Annotated in this window: 12 protein-coding genes; 7 read left to right on the forward strand and 5 right to left on the reverse strand. The window is 70.9% G+C overall.

Annotation, left to right across the window (positions count from 1 at the left end; all coding sequences use genetic code 11):
- Positions 1-3 precede the first annotated feature (3 nt).
- From ACWD6R_RS04975 to gcvPA, 4 genes are read right to left on the reverse strand one after another with little or no spacing between them, the layout of a single operon-like run.
- A complete protein-coding gene (locus ACWD6R_RS04975) occupies positions 4-750 on the reverse strand; it encodes an SDR family NAD(P)-dependent oxidoreductase (RefSeq protein WP_451817424.1) in 747 nt (248 codons plus the stop codon).
- Between the two features lie 48 nt (positions 751-798).
- A complete protein-coding gene (locus ACWD6R_RS04980) occupies positions 799-2,223 on the reverse strand; it encodes an ATP-NAD kinase family protein (RefSeq protein WP_451817425.1) in 1,425 nt (474 codons plus the stop codon).
- A complete protein-coding gene (gene gcvPB, locus ACWD6R_RS04985; RefSeq protein ID WP_451817426.1) occupies positions 2,220-3,812 on the reverse strand; it encodes an aminomethyl-transferring glycine dehydrogenase subunit GcvPB in 1,593 nt (530 codons plus the stop codon). Before gcvPB ends, ACWD6R_RS04980 begins: the two co-directional genes overlap by 4 nt.
- A complete protein-coding gene (gcvPA, locus tag ACWD6R_RS04990; RefSeq protein WP_451817427.1) occupies positions 3,809-5,200 on the reverse strand; it encodes an aminomethyl-transferring glycine dehydrogenase subunit GcvPA in 1,392 nt (463 codons plus the stop codon). Before gcvPA ends, gcvPB begins: the two co-directional genes overlap by 4 nt.
- A gap of 136 nt (positions 5,201-5,336) precedes the next feature.
- On the opposite strand from gcvPA, the gene ACWD6R_RS04995 reads away from it, so the two are divergent.
- From ACWD6R_RS04995 to ACWD6R_RS05025, 7 genes are all read left to right on the forward strand, one after another.
- Positions 5,337-6,674, forward strand: coding sequence for an ABC transporter substrate-binding protein (locus tag ACWD6R_RS04995; protein WP_451817428.1), 1,338 nt, complete (start codon positions 5,337-5,339; stop codon positions 6,672-6,674).
- A gap of 4 nt (positions 6,675-6,678) precedes the next feature.
- Positions 6,679-7,605 carry a carbohydrate ABC transporter permease gene (locus ACWD6R_RS05000; RefSeq protein ID WP_451817429.1) on the forward strand — a complete coding sequence of 309 codons (927 nt, stop codon included), beginning with the start codon at positions 6,679-6,681 and terminating at the stop codon, positions 7,603-7,605.
- Positions 7,602-8,459, forward strand: coding sequence for a carbohydrate ABC transporter permease (locus ACWD6R_RS05005; protein ID WP_451817430.1), 858 nt, complete (start codon positions 7,602-7,604; stop codon positions 8,457-8,459). The genes ACWD6R_RS05000 and ACWD6R_RS05005 overlap by 4 nt, the downstream gene beginning before the upstream one ends.
- Positions 8,456-10,489 carry a beta-galactosidase gene (locus tag ACWD6R_RS05010; protein WP_451817431.1) on the forward strand — a complete coding sequence of 678 codons (2,034 nt, stop codon included), beginning with the start codon at positions 8,456-8,458 and terminating at the stop codon, positions 10,487-10,489. Before ACWD6R_RS05005 ends, ACWD6R_RS05010 begins: the two co-directional genes overlap by 4 nt.
- Positions 10,486-12,666 carry an MGH1-like glycoside hydrolase domain-containing protein gene (locus ACWD6R_RS05015; RefSeq protein WP_451817432.1) on the forward strand — a complete coding sequence of 727 codons (2,181 nt, stop codon included), beginning with the start codon at positions 10,486-10,488 and terminating at the stop codon, positions 12,664-12,666. The genes ACWD6R_RS05010 and ACWD6R_RS05015 overlap by 4 nt, the downstream gene beginning before the upstream one ends.
- Before the next feature lie 269 nt (positions 12,667-12,935).
- Positions 12,936-16,310, forward strand: coding sequence for a pyruvate carboxylase (locus ACWD6R_RS05020; RefSeq protein WP_451817433.1), 3,375 nt, complete (start codon positions 12,936-12,938; stop codon positions 16,308-16,310).
- Positions 16,311-16,740: 430 nt separating this feature from the next.
- Positions 16,741-16,878: a hypothetical protein gene (locus ACWD6R_RS05025; protein ID WP_451817434.1), complete on the forward strand. Its 138-nt coding sequence runs from the start codon at positions 16,741-16,743 to the stop codon at positions 16,876-16,878.
- 11 nt (positions 16,879-16,889) lie between these two features.
- Here ACWD6R_RS05025 and ACWD6R_RS05030 read toward each other — a convergent pair whose 3' ends face one another.
- Positions 16,890-18,110, reverse strand: coding sequence for a saccharopine dehydrogenase family protein (locus ACWD6R_RS05030; RefSeq protein ID WP_451817435.1), 1,221 nt, complete (start codon positions 18,108-18,110; stop codon positions 16,890-16,892).
- Positions 18,111-18,239: the final 129 nt, after the last annotated feature.

Consider the following 18,239-nt stretch of genomic DNA (forward strand, 5'->3'; position numbering starts at 1 on the left):
GGGTCACGCGGTACCGGCGCCGTCGACCGGGATGATTGCCCCGCTCAGGAACGCCGAGGCGTCCGAGGCGAGGAACGCCACGGTCTGGGCGATGTCGCGGGGCTGCCCGATGCGGCCGAGCGGACGGTCGGCGGCGTCGGCGTAGAACGCGTCGGAGCTCTTGCCGAGCTGGCGGGCCTCCTCGGCGAGCATCCCGGTCGCCGTGTCACCGGGGCAGACGCAGTTCACGCGGATGTTGTCGGGGCCGTGGTCGATGGCCATGGCGCGGGTCATGTTGACGACGGCACCCTTCGACGCGCAGTACGAGACGGCTCGGCCGCCGCCGCGGATGCCCCAGCCGGACCCGGTGTTGACGATGGAGCCGCCGCCCCGGGCGGCCATCCCCGGGATCACGAGGCGGCTCATCAGCATCACCGAGCGTATGTTCACGGCCATCACCAGGTCCCAGTCGTCCTCGGTGATCTCACAGACCGTGGAGCGGCGTATGATGCCGGCGTTGTTGAAGAGTACGTCGACGCCGCCGAACCGCTCCTGCGCAGTGTTCACGACGGCCTCGCAGTCCTCGCGCCGGGACACGTCGCAGCGTACGAACGTCCCTCCGGTGTCCTTCGCCGTCTGTTCGCCGCCTTCCGTGTCGATGTCTGCGATCACCACGCGGGCGCCAAGTTCGGCGAGGACCTGGGCGGTGGCGCGGCCGATACCGGCTCCGCCAGCGGTCACGAGGGCGCGCTTGCCGTCAAGAGAGATCATCTTGGGCTCCTTCTGGGACGTGGAGGTACGGGTTCCAGGGGTGTCGGGTCAGGTCGCGAGCCGGTACAGCGACGTACGCCGCCTGCCGGTGATGACGGGGAGGTGGCCGGAGAGTTCCGCGTCGAGCGCGTCGTCGCCGGTGTCGAGGAGGAGGGGGCGGCCGCCGAGCGCGGCCAGTTTCTGTTCGGTGCACAGCACGAGCAGATGATCGCGGCCGCCCGCCGCGCGCAGGACCCGGGGCGAGATCTGCTGGTTGCCGCGGCCGAGGAGAAAACCCTGGCCACCGATGGGGGAGAGCGCGATCCAGGCCGGACCGAGCGCGAGGAGGGTGTCCTCGGCGGCGTCGCGGGCCACGACGCGCGGCGGCTGACCGGTGCGCAGGCTGAGCACGTCGACCCCGGTGAGGGTGACATCCGCGCCGAGCGCGGCCGCGACGGCGCGGGTGGTGCTCCCGGGGCCGAGTACCAGCAGCCCGTCGCCGACGCGCTCGGCAACGTCGGCCGCGATGCCGCCGACCGCCTCCGGCGCGGTGGCGGTGCTGCCGGTCTTGCGCTGCTGTACGCGTACCGGCACGTCGGGGACGGGGAGCCAGCCGAAGAGCCGGGATGTGACGCGGCCTTCGCTCAGGGCATCCTCGTCGCGGTCCATCACCTCGGCGTCCCGCAGCCGTACGGCGCCCTTGCGGGCGACCCACGCAGCGGCGACCTCACCCGCGGCGCGCGGGCTGACGGCGAAGACGGCCGAGTGCATCTTCACACCGGTCGGCACGCCGAGGACGGGGCAGGGCGCGTCCCCGAGAGCGGCGAGCACGTCCCGCGCGGTGCCGTCGCCCCCGGCGAAGAGGAGCAGATCGACGCCCTCGGCGACGACGGCGCGCACCGCGGCTGCCGTGTCCGCGGCCGAGGTGTCCCGGCCGTCCTCGGCCGCGTACACGACCCGCGCGGGAAGTCCGGCGGAGGCGACGGAGTCGGCGCCCAGGGAGCCGGCGGCCGTCACGACGAGGATGCGGGAGCCCGGGGGCCGGCCGGCCGTGTCGGGAGGCGGCGCGCCACTGGACCGGCCGTTGAGCGTGTCCGGCGCGGGATGCGCTGGGAGGTCGGCCATGCCATCGGGTGCGTGGAGCGCGGGTGTGGGTGCGCCGCCGGGGGCGTCGGACGGGGCGTGCGCCGCGCCTGCCGACCCATCGCGGCGCCCGTCCGGGGCACAGGTCGCCGAACTGGCGCGCACGTTCATGTGTTCGCCGGGGCCGGGGTCGCCGGGCGTGCGGCGGAGGCGTCCCGCCTTCGCCAACTCGCCCAGTCGCAGCGAAAGTTCACCCAGCGCCGCCACCGCGCGCACCCCGGCCAGAGGGCGTGCCCCCAGTGAGAGTGCCACGCGGGGGCGCTCCGGGCCGTCGGTGCCGCCGAGGCCGACCCGGCCGCCGAGGCCGGCGACCGGGTTGACCACCAGGCCGATCCTGGGCAGCCGGGTCAACGGGTCGCCTCGCCGAGAACCTTGCGGCGGTAGGCGCGCCAGGAGACCGCCCACGTCGCAGGGTCGTCGAGGGCCTCAGGGCGTACGCGGTGGATGGTCGAGCGGTGCGGCGCCGTGCGCACGGTCTCCGGGTCCTCGTAGGCCTCGCGGGCGATCTCCGCGAGGATCGCCGCGTACTCGTCGAGGTCGGCGCGCGTGTAGGACTCGGTCGGCTCCAGCGTCATGGGTTCGGGCACGACGTACGGGTGGTGGCTCGTCCAGTAGTGGGTGCCGAAGTCCGCGGCGCGCAGGCCGATGTCCTCGGAGTGCAGGCCGGTGTCCTCGTGAAGCTTCTCCCAGCTGTAGCGGACCTGCTCGACGCGCGGGCGCCCGGCCGCGTAGGGGATCGAGACGCCGGGGATCTGCCGGACCTTGTGGAGGAGGTAGTTGTTGTTCAGGACCGCCGTCTCGGCGGCGGCGCGCAGACCCTCCGCGCCGAGCGACATGATCCACGCGTAGGCGCGGACCAGGTTCGGCACGACCCCGTAGAACGGCCGCATCTTGCCGACCGACTCGGGCCGGTCGTCGTCAAGCCGGTAGGCGGACCCGTCGAACTCGACCGTGGGGCGCGGCAGATACGGCGCGAGGTCCGCGGTGACCGCGCACGCGCCGGCCGCCGGACCACCGCACGCGTGCGGTGTCGAGAACGTCTTGTGCAGATTGAAGTGGCACAGGTCGAAGCCCGCGTCCCGCGCCCGCGTGATGCCGAGGATGCCGTTGGCGTTGGCCTGGTCGTACGAGCACAGGCCGCCCGCCTCGTGCACGATCCGTACGAACTCCTCGATGCGCGGGTTGTAGATGCCCGTGTCCTCGGGGTTGGTGATGAGGAGGGCCGCCGTGCGCGGGCCGACCGCCGCCTTGAGCGCTTCGATGTCCGGGTAGCCGTCGGCGTCCGGGTGGAGGGTGATGACCTTGAATCCGGCCGTCTTCGCACAGGCCGCGTTCGACGGGTGGGAGAAGATCGTCGTGATCACCTCGTCGCGCTGCTCCAGCTCGCCGCGCGCGGTGAAGTAGGCGCGGATCATGGCGACGTTCGTGTAGATCGCCGCGGAGCCCGCGCCCGGCTGGAGCGAGACGCGGTCCATGCCGGAGATCTCCTTCAGGAGCTGCTCCAGGCTGTGAATGATCCCGAGGACGCCCTGCACGGTGTCCTCGTCCTGGAGCGGATGCAGCGCGGCGATCCGCGGGTCGCGAACGAACTGGTCGTTGACCTTGGGGCTGTACTTCATGGTGCAGGTGCCCTGGCCGACGTCGATGTTGAGGTCCGCGCCCAGGTTCTCCTGCGACAGGCGCAAGTAGTGGCGCAGGACCTGCTGTTGTGACATTTCGGGCAGGGCGGGCGGCGTTGCGCGGCGCAGTGCGGCAGGTATCTCCACCTGGTCGACCGACGGATCGGCTGCCGGTACGAGAATGCCTCGTTCGCCCGGCGAACCAAGCTCGAAGATCAGTTTCTCGTCCCAGGAGGCCTGCTGGAAACGGCGGAGGCGCGGCTTGTCGGCGACGCGCGCCTCCTCGGGGGAGACGGACACGGGCGCGTGCGGGGCGGTCACTTGACGATCTCCTCGAGGGTCGCGGCGAGCCGGTCGATGTCGGCCTTGGTGTGGACTTCGGTGACGCAGTACGCGGCCTCGTGCGTGCCGGTCGGTGTGCCGCCGAAGATGCCCCGTTCCTTGAGGTCGGAGCGGATCTCGGCGGCGGTCCTGCCGCCCGTGTAGCGGACGGTGAAGTCGGCGAAGTGCAGGGCGTCGCCGTACGGGACCTCGATGCCGGGTACCTCGGCGAGGCGCCGGCGGGCGTACGCGGTGAGCGCGAGGATCGTGTCGCCGATCTCCCGCATGCCCTGCGGTCCCATCAGTGCGAGATAGACCCCGGCGCCGATGCCGTGCAGCGCGGCGGCCGTGCCGACCCACTCCTTGCCCTCCTCGCGCAGTGCGAACGACGTCCGCTCGTAGGCGACGTCACCGAAGCCGTACTCACCCTCGACGGTCGTCGGCACGAGACCGAACAGGCGTGACGGGTACTCGGCGACCAGCGTCTCCTCGTCGCGCGTGGCGATGAAGCCCGCGTTGCCGCCGCCGAAGCTCTGATGGAGGCCGAGCGGCTGGATGTCGCCGCACGCGATGTCCGCGCCGTACGCGGAGGGCGGCGCGAGCACGCCGAGCGTGAGCGGATTGCAGCCCACGACGTACAACGCCCCTGCCTTGTGGGCGAGTTCGGCGAGACTGGGCAGCGCCTCGTCGACGATGCCGAGCGCGGAGGGCGAGTCCGCGTACACGGCGGCCGTGTCGCCGGCGGCGAGCGCGGCGCGCACGGCGTCGAGGTCGGCGCAGCCGGTGTCCGGGTCGACGGGGACGACCGTCACGTCGTGGTCGGGGCGTACATAGTCGCGTATCCGGGAGAGCTTGTCGTCGTCGACGGCCGTGGCGACGACCACGCGGCGGCGGCCCGTGATTCGGCCGGCCATCCGCAGCGCGGTTCCCGAAGCCTGAAAGCCGTCGTACACCGGGACGTTGACGACCTCGACGTCGAGCAGCTCGGCCATCATCGACTGGTACTCCCACAGTGCCTGGAACCGGCCGTGGTCCTCGTAGGGCTCGCCCGCGTACGCCGTGAGGAACTCGCTTCGGTTGACCACCTCGTCCACGACCGCCGGTACGTGGTGCTGGTAGCAGCCGGAGCCGAGGAAGCTGAGCGCCTGCCGTGTCGAGGTATTGCGGCCAAGCAACTCATCCATGTGGCGGGTGAGTTCGGCCTCCGAGCGCAGCGGGGTCGGCAGGTCGAGGGGGCGGTGCAGCCGGATGGCGTCCGGGATGTCGGCGTAGAAGTCCTCGACGCTCGCCGCGCCGATCTCCTCGAGCATCGCCTGCCGCACGGCGGGGACCGCGTTCGGGATGTAGGGGTGGACGTAAGAGGGGACGGAGTCCTGGGGTGACGTCATGCCGCGCCTTTCGCGTGAGCCGACGGAAGCCTGAACCACAGCAGCAAAAGTCTTTGGGTGTACACCTCTTGACGGCGAGCTCCGTCATTCAGTGTTCTGAATACAGCATTAGGCATTCAGGCTTCAGGAGGCAAGAGTGTCAACGAGACCCACCCGACGGGTTGTTCTGGCCACAGGTCTGGCGACCGCGGCAACGTCCCTGGTCAGCGGATGCGCCATGGGCGGTGCGGGCGGCGGAGACCCCCGCGACATCAGCGGCAAGGAGGGTGACAAAAAGGGCAAGGTCGGCGGAAAGATCACTGTCTGGTCGTGGGACGTGGCCGCCAAGGCCATGAAGCGCCTGGCCCGCACCTTCGAGGAGCGCCACGCCGGCACCACCGTCGACGTCGTCGACATCGGATACGACAACGCCTACGACAAGATCACCGTCGGCCTGCGCGGCGGCTCGGGCCTCGCCGACGTCCTCACGGTCGAGGGCAGCTACATGCCGCGCTACACGGGCAACTTCCCGAGCGGCTTCTACGACCTGACGAGCCTCGGAGGCCGCTACGGAGGCGACTTCGACCGCGCCGCGTGGCGCACCGTCACCGGCAAGGGGGGTGCCGTCCTCGCCCTGCCCTGGGACATCGGCCCCTGCGCGCTCTACTACCGAACGGACCACTTCCGTGCCGCCGGAGTCGACCCCAAGTCCCTGCTGACCTGGGACGACTACGTGGCGGCTGGTGTACGGATCAAGAAGGCCACCGGCCGCAAGCTGCTCATCATGGACTCCACCGACGCGGGCATCCTGCCGATGCTGCTCCAGCAGCAGGGGCAGTCCTACTTCAAGGGCGGCCGGGTCGCCGTCGACACCCCCGAGGCCGTACAGGCCATGACGCTGATGAAGACCCTGCACGACAAGGGACTCGTCGACTACGAGAAGGGCTGGGACGGGCTCGTCACCGGCACCAAGGAGGGCAAGGCCACCACCACGCCCACCGCAGCCTGGTGGACGGGCACGCTCACCGAGGAGATGCCCGAGCTGAAGGGGAAGTTCGGGGTGGTGCCCCTGCCCGGGTTCACCGCCGACGGCATCCGCACCTCGAACATCGGTGGCTCCACTCTCTGCGTGCCCGAGCAGAGCAAGAACCCGCGCCTGGCCTGGGCGTTCATCGAGTTCCTGCTCACGGCCAAGGCGAACCAGATCTCCATGCTGAAGCGCGAGGGCCTCTTCCCGGCCTACCTGCCCGCGCTCGACGACCCGTATCTGAGCGCGAAGCAGGAGTACTTCGGCGGCCAGGCGGCCCTCGACGGGTTCGCCCGGCTCGCCCGCAACATCCCGCCGGTCGAGAACAACAAGGACGACGCGAAGGCATCCGACATCATGATCTCCGCAGTCACCGGTGTGATGCTGCGGGGCAAGGACCCGCGTGCCACGCTGAGTTCGGCGGCGCGGCAGATCGCCGCGGCAACCGGCCGCGAGAGGGTGAAGTAGCCCGATGGCCGTCCACACCACCTACGACCGGCCGGTCGCACCCGCCCGCGCCCCCGCGACTGCCCGCCGCCGGCGCCCGCGCCCCGTCGCCTGGATCTTCGCCGGACCGGCCGCCGCCCTCTTCGCTCTTTTCTTCGCCTATCCGCTCGGCGCGAGCCTCCTGCAGAGCTTCACCACCGAGGACGCGGGCGCCACCCGCTGGGTCGGCCTCGACCAGTACCGGCGCATGATCCACGACCCCGCCTTCGTGGAGTCCCTGCTCAACACGGGGATCATCCTCGTTGTCCAGGTTCCGGTGATGATCGGCCTTGCCCTCGTCCTCGCCGTCCTCCTCAACCAGTCCTGGCTGCGCTTCCGTGGCACCTGGCGCGCGGTCCACTTCCTGCCCGCCGTCACTACACTCGTCGCGTACGCCGTCGTCTTCCAGGTCCTCCTCAAGACCGACGGCGGCCTCGTCAACCAGATGCTCGGCGCCGTCGGCATCGGCCCGATCGACTGGCTCAACAGCCCCACCTGGGCCCGTATCTCACTGATCGCGTCCCTGACCTGGCGCTGGACCGGCTACAACGCCGTCATCCTCCTCGCCGGACTTCAGGCCATCGGCAAGGAGCAGTACGAGGCCGCAGCCATCGACGGCTCCGGCACGCTCTCCACGTACACGCGCGTGATCCTGCCGCAGCTGCGCCCGGTCGTCCTGTTCTGCGTGATCACCTCCACCATCGGCACGCTCCAGCTCTTCGACGAGAACTACGTCCTCACGCGTGGCGGACCCGACGACGCGACGCTCACCCCGGTCGTCTACCTCTACAAAGTCGGCTTCCAGCAGCTCGACTTCGGCTACGCCGCCGCCATCGCCTGGGTCGTCGTGGCCCTCATCGCCGCGGTCTCCGCCCTCCAGTACGTCGCCTTCGGAAGGGAGCGCCGCCGGTGACCGCCCTCCAGCCGGCCCCCGTACGCGTCCACCCCGCCCGGCGCGTCGGCCGCTACACCGTGCGTCTGTTCCTTGCGGTCGGCGCCGTCGTCAGCCTCGTGCCGTTCCTGTGGATGGCGATCGCCGCGACGCACTCCACCTCCGACCTGTTCCACTCGCCGCCACCGCTCCTGCCCGGCGGACGCCTGCTCGACAACCTCGCACGACTCCAGGACACCATCGGCTTCGGCCGTGTCCTCCTCAACAGCCTCGGCATCGCCGTCGTGCACACCGCGCTCAGCTCGCTGATCTCCGCCATGTGCGGCTACGGGCTCGCCAAGTACCGCTTCCGCGGAAGGGGTCTGCTGCTCGGCGCCGTGCTCGCCACCATGATGATCCCGTTCCAGGTGCTGCTCGTGCCGCTGTTCCAGATGATGGCGAGCGTCGGCTGGATCGACTCCTACCAAGCCGTCGTCCTGCCGTTCCTTGCCAACTCCTTCGGCATCCTGCTGATGCGGCAGGGCTTCGTCGACTTCCCCGACGAGCTCCTCGAATCGGCCCGCATCGATGGCTCCGGCGAGCTGCGCACCTTCTACCAGGTCGTGCTGCCGTGCGTACGCCCACAGCTCGGCGCCCTGGTCATCTTCACGTTCATGGCGCAGTGGAACAGCTTCATCTGGCCGCTGCTCATGCTCAACTCCGAGGACAAATACACCGTGCCCGTCGCGCTCAACACCCTCACGGGGCTCTCCCATGTCGACTACTCGGGCCTGATGCTCGGCTCGCTGCTCGCGACGCTGCCCCTCATGGTCCTCTTCCTGCTCTTCCAGCGGCAGTTCGTGGCCGGGCTGCTCGGCGGGGCGGTGAAGGGATGAGCCGCCTGACTCGAGTCCCGGGCGTCCTCTATGGCGGTGACTACAACCCCGAGCAGTGGCCCGAGGACGTCTGGGCCGAGGACGCCGAGCTGATGCGCGAGGCCGGCGTCACCATGGTGACCGTCGGCGTCTTCTCCTGGGCGAGACTCCAGCCCGGCCCGGACACCTGGGACTTCGCCTGGTTCGACCGGCTCCTCGACCTGCTGCACGCCCACGGTGTCGCCGTCGATCTGGCCACCGCGACCGCGTCACCTCCCGCCTGGCTCGTGCGCGCCCACCCCGAGATCCTGCCGGTCACGGCCGACGGCGTACGTCTCGAATTCGGCTCGCGCCAGCACTACTGCCCGTCCTCGCCCGTGTACCGTGCCGCCGCCGTGCGCCTGACCCGCGCCCTCGCCGAACGCTACGCACACCACCCGGCGCTCGCCCTGTGGCACATCCACAACGAGTACGGCGACCATGTCACCGAGTGCTTCTGCGCCCGCTCCGCCGACCACTTCCGTACCTGGCTCACCGACCGCTACGGCACGATCGACGCCCTCAACCACGCCTGGGGAACGGCCTTCTGGTCGCAGCGCTACGGCACGTACGCCGAGGTCGAACCCCCGCGCACCGCGCCCGGACCGGTCAACCCGACGCAGCTCCTCGACTGGCGGCGCTTCTGCTCCGACGCCCTCCTGGACTGCCACCGCGCCGAGCGCGACGTCCTGAGCGAGCTGAGCCCGGACATCCCGGCCACCACCAACTTCATGTCGATGTTCAAGGCACTCGACTACTGGAAGTGGGCCGAGCACGAGGACCTCGTCTCCGACGACGCCTACCCGGACCCCACCGACCCGCGCGCCCACGTCAACGCCGCCCTCAACTACGACCTGATGCGCTCGCTCAAGGGCGGCCGCCCCTGGCTGCTCCTCGAGCAGGCGCCGTCCGCGGTCAGCTGGCGCCCGGTCAACGTCCCCAAGAAGCCCGGCCTGCAACGCCTCTGGTCCCTCCAGGCCCTGGCCCGCGGCGCCGACGGCATCATGTACTTCCAGTGGCGCGCCTCCCACGCGGGCGCCGAGAAATACCACAGCGCACTGCTGCCGCACCGCGGCACCGCCTCCCGCGGCTGGCGCGAGACCGTCCGCTTCGGCACCGAACTCGCCCGGCTCGGCGAGGTCACCGGCGCCACCACCCCTGCGGACGTGGCGATCGTCCTCGACTGGGACTCCTGGTGGGCCCTCGAGGCCGACGACCACCCCTCGGCACGCATGCGCTGGCGCGACCTCCTGCGCCCCTGGTATGCGGCGCTCCACGCCCGCGCAGTCACCGCCGAGTTCGTGCCCCCGCACGCCGACCTCGACGGCTACCGGGCGGTCCTCGCGCCCAACCTCCACCTGCTGCGCCCCGAGAACGCCGAACGCATCGCCGCGTACGTCCGGGGAGGCGGCCACCTCGTGTGCGGCCCCTTCAGCGGCGTCGTCGACGGCCACGACCACATCCACGACGGGGGCGCGCCCGGACCACTGAGAGACGTACTCGGCGTGAGCGTCGACGAGTTCTGGCCGATCCGCGACGGCGAGGCGGTGCAGCTGGCCTCCGGCGCCGAGGCCACCCTGTGGAGCGAGTGGATCGAGACCGAGGGCCCGGAGACCGAGGTCGTCGACGTGTACGCGGCCGGAGAGCTGACCGGCCGCCCCGCCGTCACCCGCCACCCCTACGGCAGTGGCACCGCCTGGTACGCGAGTGCTCACCTCGGCGACGGCATCGGCGCCGTGTTCGACGCCGCACTGCCGGAGGCCGGCGTACGGCCCGTGCTCGACGTCCCCGAGGGAGTCGAGGCGACCGTCCGGACCGGCGAGCAGGGCACGTACCTCTTCGTCCTCAACCACAGCGACCACGACACACGGACGCCATTGACCGGCGCCTACGCCGCAGGCGGCACCGATCTGCTCACCGGAACGACCGTCCGCGACCACGTACGCCTCGGCCCGCTCGGCGTCGCCGTCCTGCGCATCGCCACCGACTCCCTTGGAGGGACCCAGAAGTGACCGGACACCGGCCCCTGAGAGCTCTGACTGCACTCCTTCTCGCCGGCGGCGCCCTCGCCGTGCCGCAAGCGGCCTCCGCCCATGAGCACCCGGCGCCGGCGTCCCCGTACGCCGACGTGCTCGACCTGCACGGCACCCCGGCCGCCGCCCTGCCCGGCGACGACGAGGACAACAACCCCGTCACCGTCTTCGCCGACCAAGGGGCCTGGCATGCCTACGCCCTGCCGAAGGCCGGTGACAAGGACGCGTACGGCGGCTTCTCCGGGCCCCTCTACATTGCCCAGGAATACCCCTGGTGGCTCAGCAAGTCCTTCAGCCGCATGCGCCTCACCGAACACGGCCGCACCCTCGACCTGGCCGGCGGCGGCACACCCCGGTTCACGTCATTGCCCGGCCGGCTCCTCCAGTCGTACGACCTCGGTCACGGACTGCGCCTCACCCTCGAACTCCGCTTCGCGACCGACCGCAGCGCCCTGGTGCGCGCCCAGGTCCGCAATACCGGCTCGGCGCCCCGCACGCTGGGCGCCGACTGGACGGGCAGCCTGCTGCGGCCCGCCGACAGACCGATGCGCGACGCGCCCTCGCTGACCGCCACCCGCTCGGGCGTCGGCGTCGACTTCGCCAAGGTCCGTGAGACCTGGGACTACCTCACCGACGGCACGGAACGCTTCGAGGTCACCCACAACGACCGCGTCCGCACCACGGTGGACGGTGACACGTATCGCACCGAGGCCACCGAGCCGGTGACCCTCGCGCCGGGTCGCTCGCACAGCTTCGACTGGACCGAGTCCTACACCTTCACCGCCGCTGAGAGGAGCCGCGAGAACGCGACGGTGCGGGACGTCCTCGACCACCCGGCGTCGGTCGTCTCGGCGAGCGACGCACGCTGGCGCGGCTACGTCGCCGGAGTGACCCGGAACGTGCCCGCGGACCGGCGGCGCGCCGCCGTGAAGTCCCTGGAGACCCTCGTCACCAACTGGCGCAGCGCGGCAGGGCAGATCAAGCACGACGGGATTACGCCGTCGATCTCCTACAAGTGGTTCACCGGCGGTATCTGGGCCTGGGACACCTGGAAGCAGGCCGTGGGCACGGCCCGCTTCGCGCCCGATCTGGCCGAGTCACAGATCCGCTCCATGTTCGACTGGCAGATCACGTCGGACTCCGCGACGCGCCCGCAGGACGTCGGGATGATCCCGGACGTCATCTTCTACAACGCCCCCTCGCGCGGCGGCGGCAACTGGAACGAGCGCAACTCCAAGCCCCCGCTGGCCGCCTGGGCCGTGTGGGAGGTGTACGCGAAGACGGGCGACAAGGCCTTCCTTCGTGAGATGTACCCGAAGCTCGCCGCCTACCAGGCCTGGTGGTACCGCAACCGCGACCACGACCACAACGGCCTCGCCGAGTACGGTGCCACCGTCGACCCCGCCAACAACTCGCCCGAGGAACGGCGCCTCGCCGCTGCCTGGGAGAGCGGCATGGACAACGCGCCCCGCTTCGACGCCGCCCTCGGCGCGAACGTCGTTGCCAACCGCGCGGCCGACGGAACACTCCTCGGCTACTCCCTCAACCAGGAGTCCGTCGACCTGAACTCCTATCTCGCCGCTGACCAGGGGCACTTGGCGCGCATCGCGAGCGCGCTCGGCCGCGGTGCCGACGCCGAGCGGTGGATGCAGCGGTCCGCCGCGACCTCCTCCGCCGTCCGCACGACGATGTACGACCCCACCGACGGCTGGTTCCACGACACCGCGCTGGGCAGCGGCGCGCCGCTCACGGCCCGCGGCCGTGGCATCGAGGGCGCGGTCCCGCTGTGGACCGGCACCGCGTCCAGGGCGCAGGCCCGCGCCGTGCGCGACAAGCTGACGGACCCGGCGGAGTTCGCGACGACCGTCCCGTTCCCGACCGTGTCGAAGAGCTCCCCCTACTTCTCGCCGACCGCGTACTGGCGCGGCCCCGTGTGGTTCGACCAGGCCTACTTCGCCCTCGGCGGCCTGCGCCGCTACGGCTACGACAAGGACGCGAACGCCCTGACGGATCAACTCCTCACCCATGCGTCGGGCCTCACCGGCAACGGGCCGATCATGGAGAACTACGACCCGACGACGGGAGCCCCGCTCAACTCGCCCAATTTCAGCTGGTCGGCGGCTCTGCTGCTGCCGATGCTGACACGGGACAACTAGTCCCGCATCAGGCAACGTTCGCCCTGTCGACGACGGCGCGTAGGCGCCGGTCGTCACAGGCGGCAGGTCGCTGGACGTGGCTGATCAGCACCGCGCACACCGAGCCGAGGCGTACCCGACCGCTCGATGATGACCTCCGCGAACCTGCAGAAGAGCGACCGGCCGGTGGTGATTCGGCCCAAGGTGCTCTTGTGCGGGTGTAGACAGGGCATCAGTCACGAGGGCGCCCGTCGGGCGCGCACGTCGCGAACGTCAGGAAGGGACTGCGCATGTTCCGGAAGGTACTTGTCGCGAACCGTGGTGAGATCGCCGTCCGTGCGTTCCGCGCCGCCTACGAACTGGGCGCGGGAACGGCGGCGGTGTTCCCGTACGAGGACCGCGGCTCGCTGCATCGTCTCAAGGCCGACGAGGCCTACGAGATCGGCCGGAGGGGGCACCCGGTGCGCGCCTACCTGTCGGTCGAGGAGATCGTGGACGCGGCGCGCAGGGCCGGGGCGGACGCCGTGTACCCCGGGTACGGCTTCCTGTCCGAGAACCCGGATCTGGCCCGGGCCTGCGAGGACGCCGGGATCACGTTCATCGGTCCCGGCGTCGGGGTGCTGGAACTGACCGGCAACAAGGCGCGCGCGGTCGCCGCGGCCCGTGCGGCGGGCGTGCCGGTCCTGGGGTCGTCGCAGCCGTCGACCGACGTGGACGAGCTGGCGGCGGCCGCGGAGGAGATCGGCTTCCCGTTGTTCGTCAAAGCGGTCGCCGGAGGCGGCGGGCGCGGAATGCGGCGAGTGGACGACCCCGCGCACCTGCGCGAGGCCATCGAGGCGGCGTCCCGCGAGGCCGAGTCCGCCTTCGGCGACGCCACGGTGTTCCTGGAGAAGGCCGTCGTCCACCCCCGCCACATCGAGGTGCAGATTCTCGCCGACGGACACGGCGACGTCATCCACCTGTTCGAGCGGGACTGCTCGGTGCAGCGGCGCCACCAGAAGGTCGTCGAACTGGCCCCGGCGCCCAACCTCGACCCCGTGATCCGGGACCGCATCTGCGCCGACGCGGTCGCCTTCGCGCACAGCATCGGCTACCGCAACGCCGGCACCGTCGAGTTCCTGCTCGACCGGGAAGGCAACCACGTCTTCATCGAGATGAACCCGCGCATCCAGGTCGAGCACACGGTGACCGAGGAGGTCACCGACGTCGACCTGGTCCAGGCGCAACTGCGCATCGCCGCCGGCGAGACCCTGGCCGACCTCGGTCTCGCACAGGACAGGATCTACCTGCGGGGTGCCGCACTGCAGTGCCGGATCACCAGCGAGGACCCGGCCAACGGGTTCCGGCCGGACACCGGCACCATCAGCGCGTACCGCTCGCCGGGCGGCTCCGGCATCCGGCTGGACGGCGGCACCGCTTTCGTCGGCTCGGAGATCAGCGCCCACTTCGACTCCATGCTGGTGAAACTGACCTGCCGGGGCCGCGACTTCGCCACCGCGGTGCGACGGGCCCGGCGCGCGGTGGCCGAGTTCCGCATCCGCGGCGTGGCCACGAACATTCCGTTCCTGCAGGCGGTCCTCGACGACCCGGACTTCCAGGAGGGCCGGGTCACCACGTCGTTCATCGAGGAGCGCCCGCATCTGCTGACCTCGCGCCACTCCGCCGACCGCGGCACCCGCCTGCTCACCTACCTCGCCGACGTCACGGTCAACAAGCCGCACGGCGAGCGCCCGCACCTGATCGACCCCACGACCAAACTGCCGGACATCGCGAACGGCGTACCGCCCGCCGGGTCGAAGCAGCAGCTGACCGAGCTGGGGCCGGAGGGCTTCGCGCGGCGGCTGCGGGAATCACCCATGGTGGCCGTCACCGACACCACCTTCCGGGACGCCCACCAGTCCCTGCTGGCCACCCGGGTGCGGACGAAGGATCTGCTGGCCGTTGCCCCGGCCGTGGCCCGGACTCTGCCGCAGCTGCTCTCGCTGGAGTGCTGGGGCGGCGCCACCTACGACGTGGCGCTGCGCTTCCTGGCCGAGGACCCATGGGACCGCCTGGCCCGCCTGCGTGAGGCGGTGCCCAACATCTGCCTGCAGATGCTGCTGCGTGGCCGCAATACGGTCGGCTACACCCCATACCCCGCAGAGGTCACCACCGCCTTCGTCGAGGAGGCCACCCGGACCGGCATCGACATCTTCCGCATCTTCGACGCGCTCAATGACGTCGGCCGGATGCGGCCTGCGATCGACGCCGTACGCGAGACCGGATCGGCCGTTGCCGAGGTGGCCCTGTGCTACACCTCGGACCTGTCCGACCCGGCCGAGAAGCTCTACACCCTCGACTACTACCTCCGGCTCGCCGAGCAGATCGTCGAGGCCGGCGCGCACGTCCTGGCGATCAAGGACATGGCGGGGCTGCTCCGGGCACCCGCCGCCGCGAAACTGGTGACCGCGCTGCGCAGGGAGTTCGAGCTGCCCGTCCACCTCCACACCCACGACACGGCCGGCGGTCAGCTGGCCACCTACCTGGCGGCGATCAACGCGGGCGCCGACGCCGTGGACGGAGCGGTGGCCTCGATGGCGGGCACCACCTCGCAGCCCTCGCTGTCGGCGATCGTCGCGGCCACCGACCACTCCGAGCGGCCGACCGGGCTGAGCCTGCGGGCGGTCGGCGACCTCGAACCGTACTGGGAGATCGTGCGCAGGATCTACGCGCCGTTCGAGGCCGGCCCGGCCTCGCCCACCGGGCGCGTGTACGACCACGGGATCCCCGGCGGTCAGCTGTCCAACCTGCGCGTCCAGGCAAGGGAGTTGGGCCTCGGCGACCGGTTCGAGGACATCGAGGCGATGTACGCCGCGGCCGACCGCATGCTCGGCCGCCCGGTCAAGGTCACACCGTCGTCCAAAGTGGTCGGCGACCTCGCCCTGCACCTCGTCGGCGCGGGCGTCTCACCTGAGCGGTTCGCCGCCGAGCCCGGCGCGTACGACATCCCGGACTCCGTGATCGGTTTCCTGCGCGGCGAGCTGGGCGACCCGCCCGGCGGCTGGCCGGAGCCGTTCCGCAGCAAGGCCCTCAAGGGCCGCGCCGCGCCCAGGCCGGTCGCCGAACTGTCCGCCGGGGACCGCGACGGACTGGAAAAGGACCGGCGGGCCACCCTCAACCGACTGCTGTTCCCCGGACCGGCGAAGGAGTTCGAGGCACATCGGGACGCCTACGGCGACACCGGAGTCCTGCCGAGCAAGGACTTCTTCTACGGTCTGCTGCCCGGGGAGGAGCATGAGGTGGACCTCGAGCCCGGGGTGCGGCTGCTCATCGCACTGGAGGCGATCGGTGAAGCGGATGAGCGCGGCATGCGCACCGTGATGGCCACGCTCAACGGCCAGCTCCGGCCGATCCAGGTGCGTGACCGCTCGGTGGCTTCGGAACTGCCGGCCGCGGAGAAGGCCGACAAGTCCGACCCGAAACACGTAGCCGCGCCGTTCGCCGGGGTGGTGACGCTGTCGGTCGCAGCCGGAGACCGGATCGAGGCGGGTGCGACCATCGCGACGATCGAGGCGATGAAGATGGAGGCCGCCATCACCGCTCCGGTCGCCGGAGCTGTGGACCGTCTGGCCATCACCGCCGTTCAGCAGGTCGAGGCGGGCGACCTCCTGATGGTGATCGCCTAACGGCCTGCCCCGCGGTAGGGAGTGGGCTCCCGACGCCCTGCGACTCCGCTTGCGGCGTTGTCGTCAGTCACCGACGCTCCGCGTCGACTCCGTCCTCCGCCTTGCCATCGAAGCCGCATGACGCCGCTCGCTGATCCACTCCCTGCCGCGGGGGAGGCCGTAAGGGTTGTCCCGTAGTCCCTGGCGGACCAGCGCGCGGCGTCGGATGCGGTGCATCGCAAGGCGGAGGGGTGTCCGCATACTGGATGTATTCGGACGTTCCGACAACGCTGCGAGGTGCCGTAGCTGTCGTCGTGCGCCCGCCAGGGATCGCGGGACAGCCCTTGGCCCCTGTGAGATTGATCGCCCGGGCCCCGGGACCGTGCAGATGCCCGCCCGGCTCCGGGACCCCACGGCCGGGAGGTGCGCAGGCCGGGAGGGTTCACCGCGCATGCGACGATCTCGCGGTGAACCCTCCCTGACGGTGTTCCTGGCCGGCGCCGACAACTGGGAGTACCCCGACAGCGGCGATGGGATCGGCTGTCCGACGCTCGCCCTCACCGAGGGGGGACGTCGGATCCCCTGGTGAGCCGAGGACGGTCACTGCTCCCGCATGCCCCACGGAGAGCCATACGCGGTGAGCAGGTCCAGGAAGGGGCGGGCGGGGAAGGCCTCCGGGCCGAGGACTCCCGAGCCGGTCCACGCGCCCGTGGCCAGGAGTTCGAGGGCGACGACCGGGTTGACGGCCGTCTGCCACACCACTGCCTGGGAGCCGTACTCGGCCATCGACCATTGGTTGTCGACCACGTGGTAGAGGTAGACCTCGCGCGGCGCGCCGTCCTTGGTGCCGCGCACCCAGGTGCCCGCGCAGGTCTTGCCGTGCATGCGCTCGCCCAGCGTCGCCGGGTCCGGCAGGCAGGCGGCCACGACGTCGCGGGGCGACACACCCACCGGGCCCGCAGCGCTCGGCACGGTCACCGGGTCGGTGCGGTCCAGGCCCAGGAGGTGCAGCGTCCTGAGGGTCTGGATGAATTCCTCGCCCAGGCCGTACTTGAAGGTCACGCGCCGTGCGTCGATCCAACGGGGGACAAGCAGCACCTCCTCGTGCTCCACGTTCACGCACTCGACCGGGCCGATGCCCTCGGGGAAGTCGAACACCTCCGGCTCGCTGAAGGGCGCGGTGGTGAACCAGCCGCGGTCCGCTTCGTAGACGACCGGCGGATTGAGGCACTCCTCAATGGTGGTCCAGATGCTGAAGGAGGGTGCGAACTCGTAGCCGTCGACGGTGAGGTTCGCGCCGTCGCGGATGCCGATCTCCTCGATCTCGTCGAAGAGTTCGTCGGCCGCGTACCGCGCGAAGACATCGGACAGCCCCGGCTCCACGCCCATGCCGACGAGGGCCAGCGCGCCCGCCTTCTCCCAGTCGGCGGCCTGCGCGAACTGCGTGTCGCCGAGCATGACCCCGCACTCCTCGTACGGTCGCTCGGGGTGCGGGCGCGACAGAGACATCGCCATGTCGAGGTAGGTTGCGCCGGCCGCGAGCGCCGCCTGGAAGAGGGGCATCACGAACCGTGGGTCGGTGGCATTGAGCAGGACGTCGCACCCGTGCCGCGTCAGCAGCGCCGTCACCGCGGCCTGATCGGACGCGTCGACGTGCTCGGCACGGAAGCGTCCCGCGGTGCCCGCGAGGGCAGCGACCGCCGCCTCGGCCCGGCTCAGGTCGTAGTCGGCCACGACCATCTCGTCGAAGAACGAGCGCCGGGCCGCGATCCGGGTGATCGCGGTGCCCACACCGCCGGCTCCCACAAGCAGAACACGCATGACACGGACTTCCTCTCAGTGGAGATGGGGCATGCCCGCGCGGACCGAAGGCGCGGCGCCCCTGCCGGGAGATCCAACGCCGCGTGCTCGGGTAAGGTCAATGGTGTTGGCATAAGGGCCGGGGCGAGG

It is taken from the genome of Streptomyces sp. NPDC005151 (assembly GCF_053599875.1).

What these genes read in the sequence shown, in the direction of transcription:
- ACWD6R_RS05010 (WP_451817431.1), top strand. Translation starts at nt 8,456, where the DNA reads ATGAGCCGCCTGACTCGAGTCCCGGGCGTCCTCTATGGCGGTGACTAC.
- ACWD6R_RS05000 (WP_451817429.1), top strand. Translation starts at nt 6,679, where the DNA reads ATGGCCGTCCACACCACCTACGACCGGCCGGTCGCACCCGCCCGCGCC.
- ACWD6R_RS04975 (WP_451817424.1), bottom strand. Translation starts at nt 750, where the DNA reads ATGATCTCTCTTGACGGCAAGCGCGCCCTCGTGACCGCTGGCGGAGCC.
- gcvPA (WP_451817427.1), bottom strand. Translation starts at nt 5,200, where the DNA reads ATGACGTCACCCCAGGACTCCGTCCCCTCTTACGTCCACCCCTACATC.
- ACWD6R_RS05020 (WP_451817433.1), top strand. Translation starts at nt 12,936, where the DNA reads ATGTTCCGGAAGGTACTTGTCGCGAACCGTGGTGAGATCGCCGTCCGT.
- ACWD6R_RS05025 (WP_451817434.1), top strand. Translation starts at nt 16,741, where the DNA reads ATGCGACGATCTCGCGGTGAACCCTCCCTGACGGTGTTCCTGGCCGGC.
- ACWD6R_RS05030 (WP_451817435.1), bottom strand. Translation starts at nt 18,110, where the DNA reads ATGCGTGTTCTGCTTGTGGGAGCCGGCGGTGTGGGCACCGCGATCACC.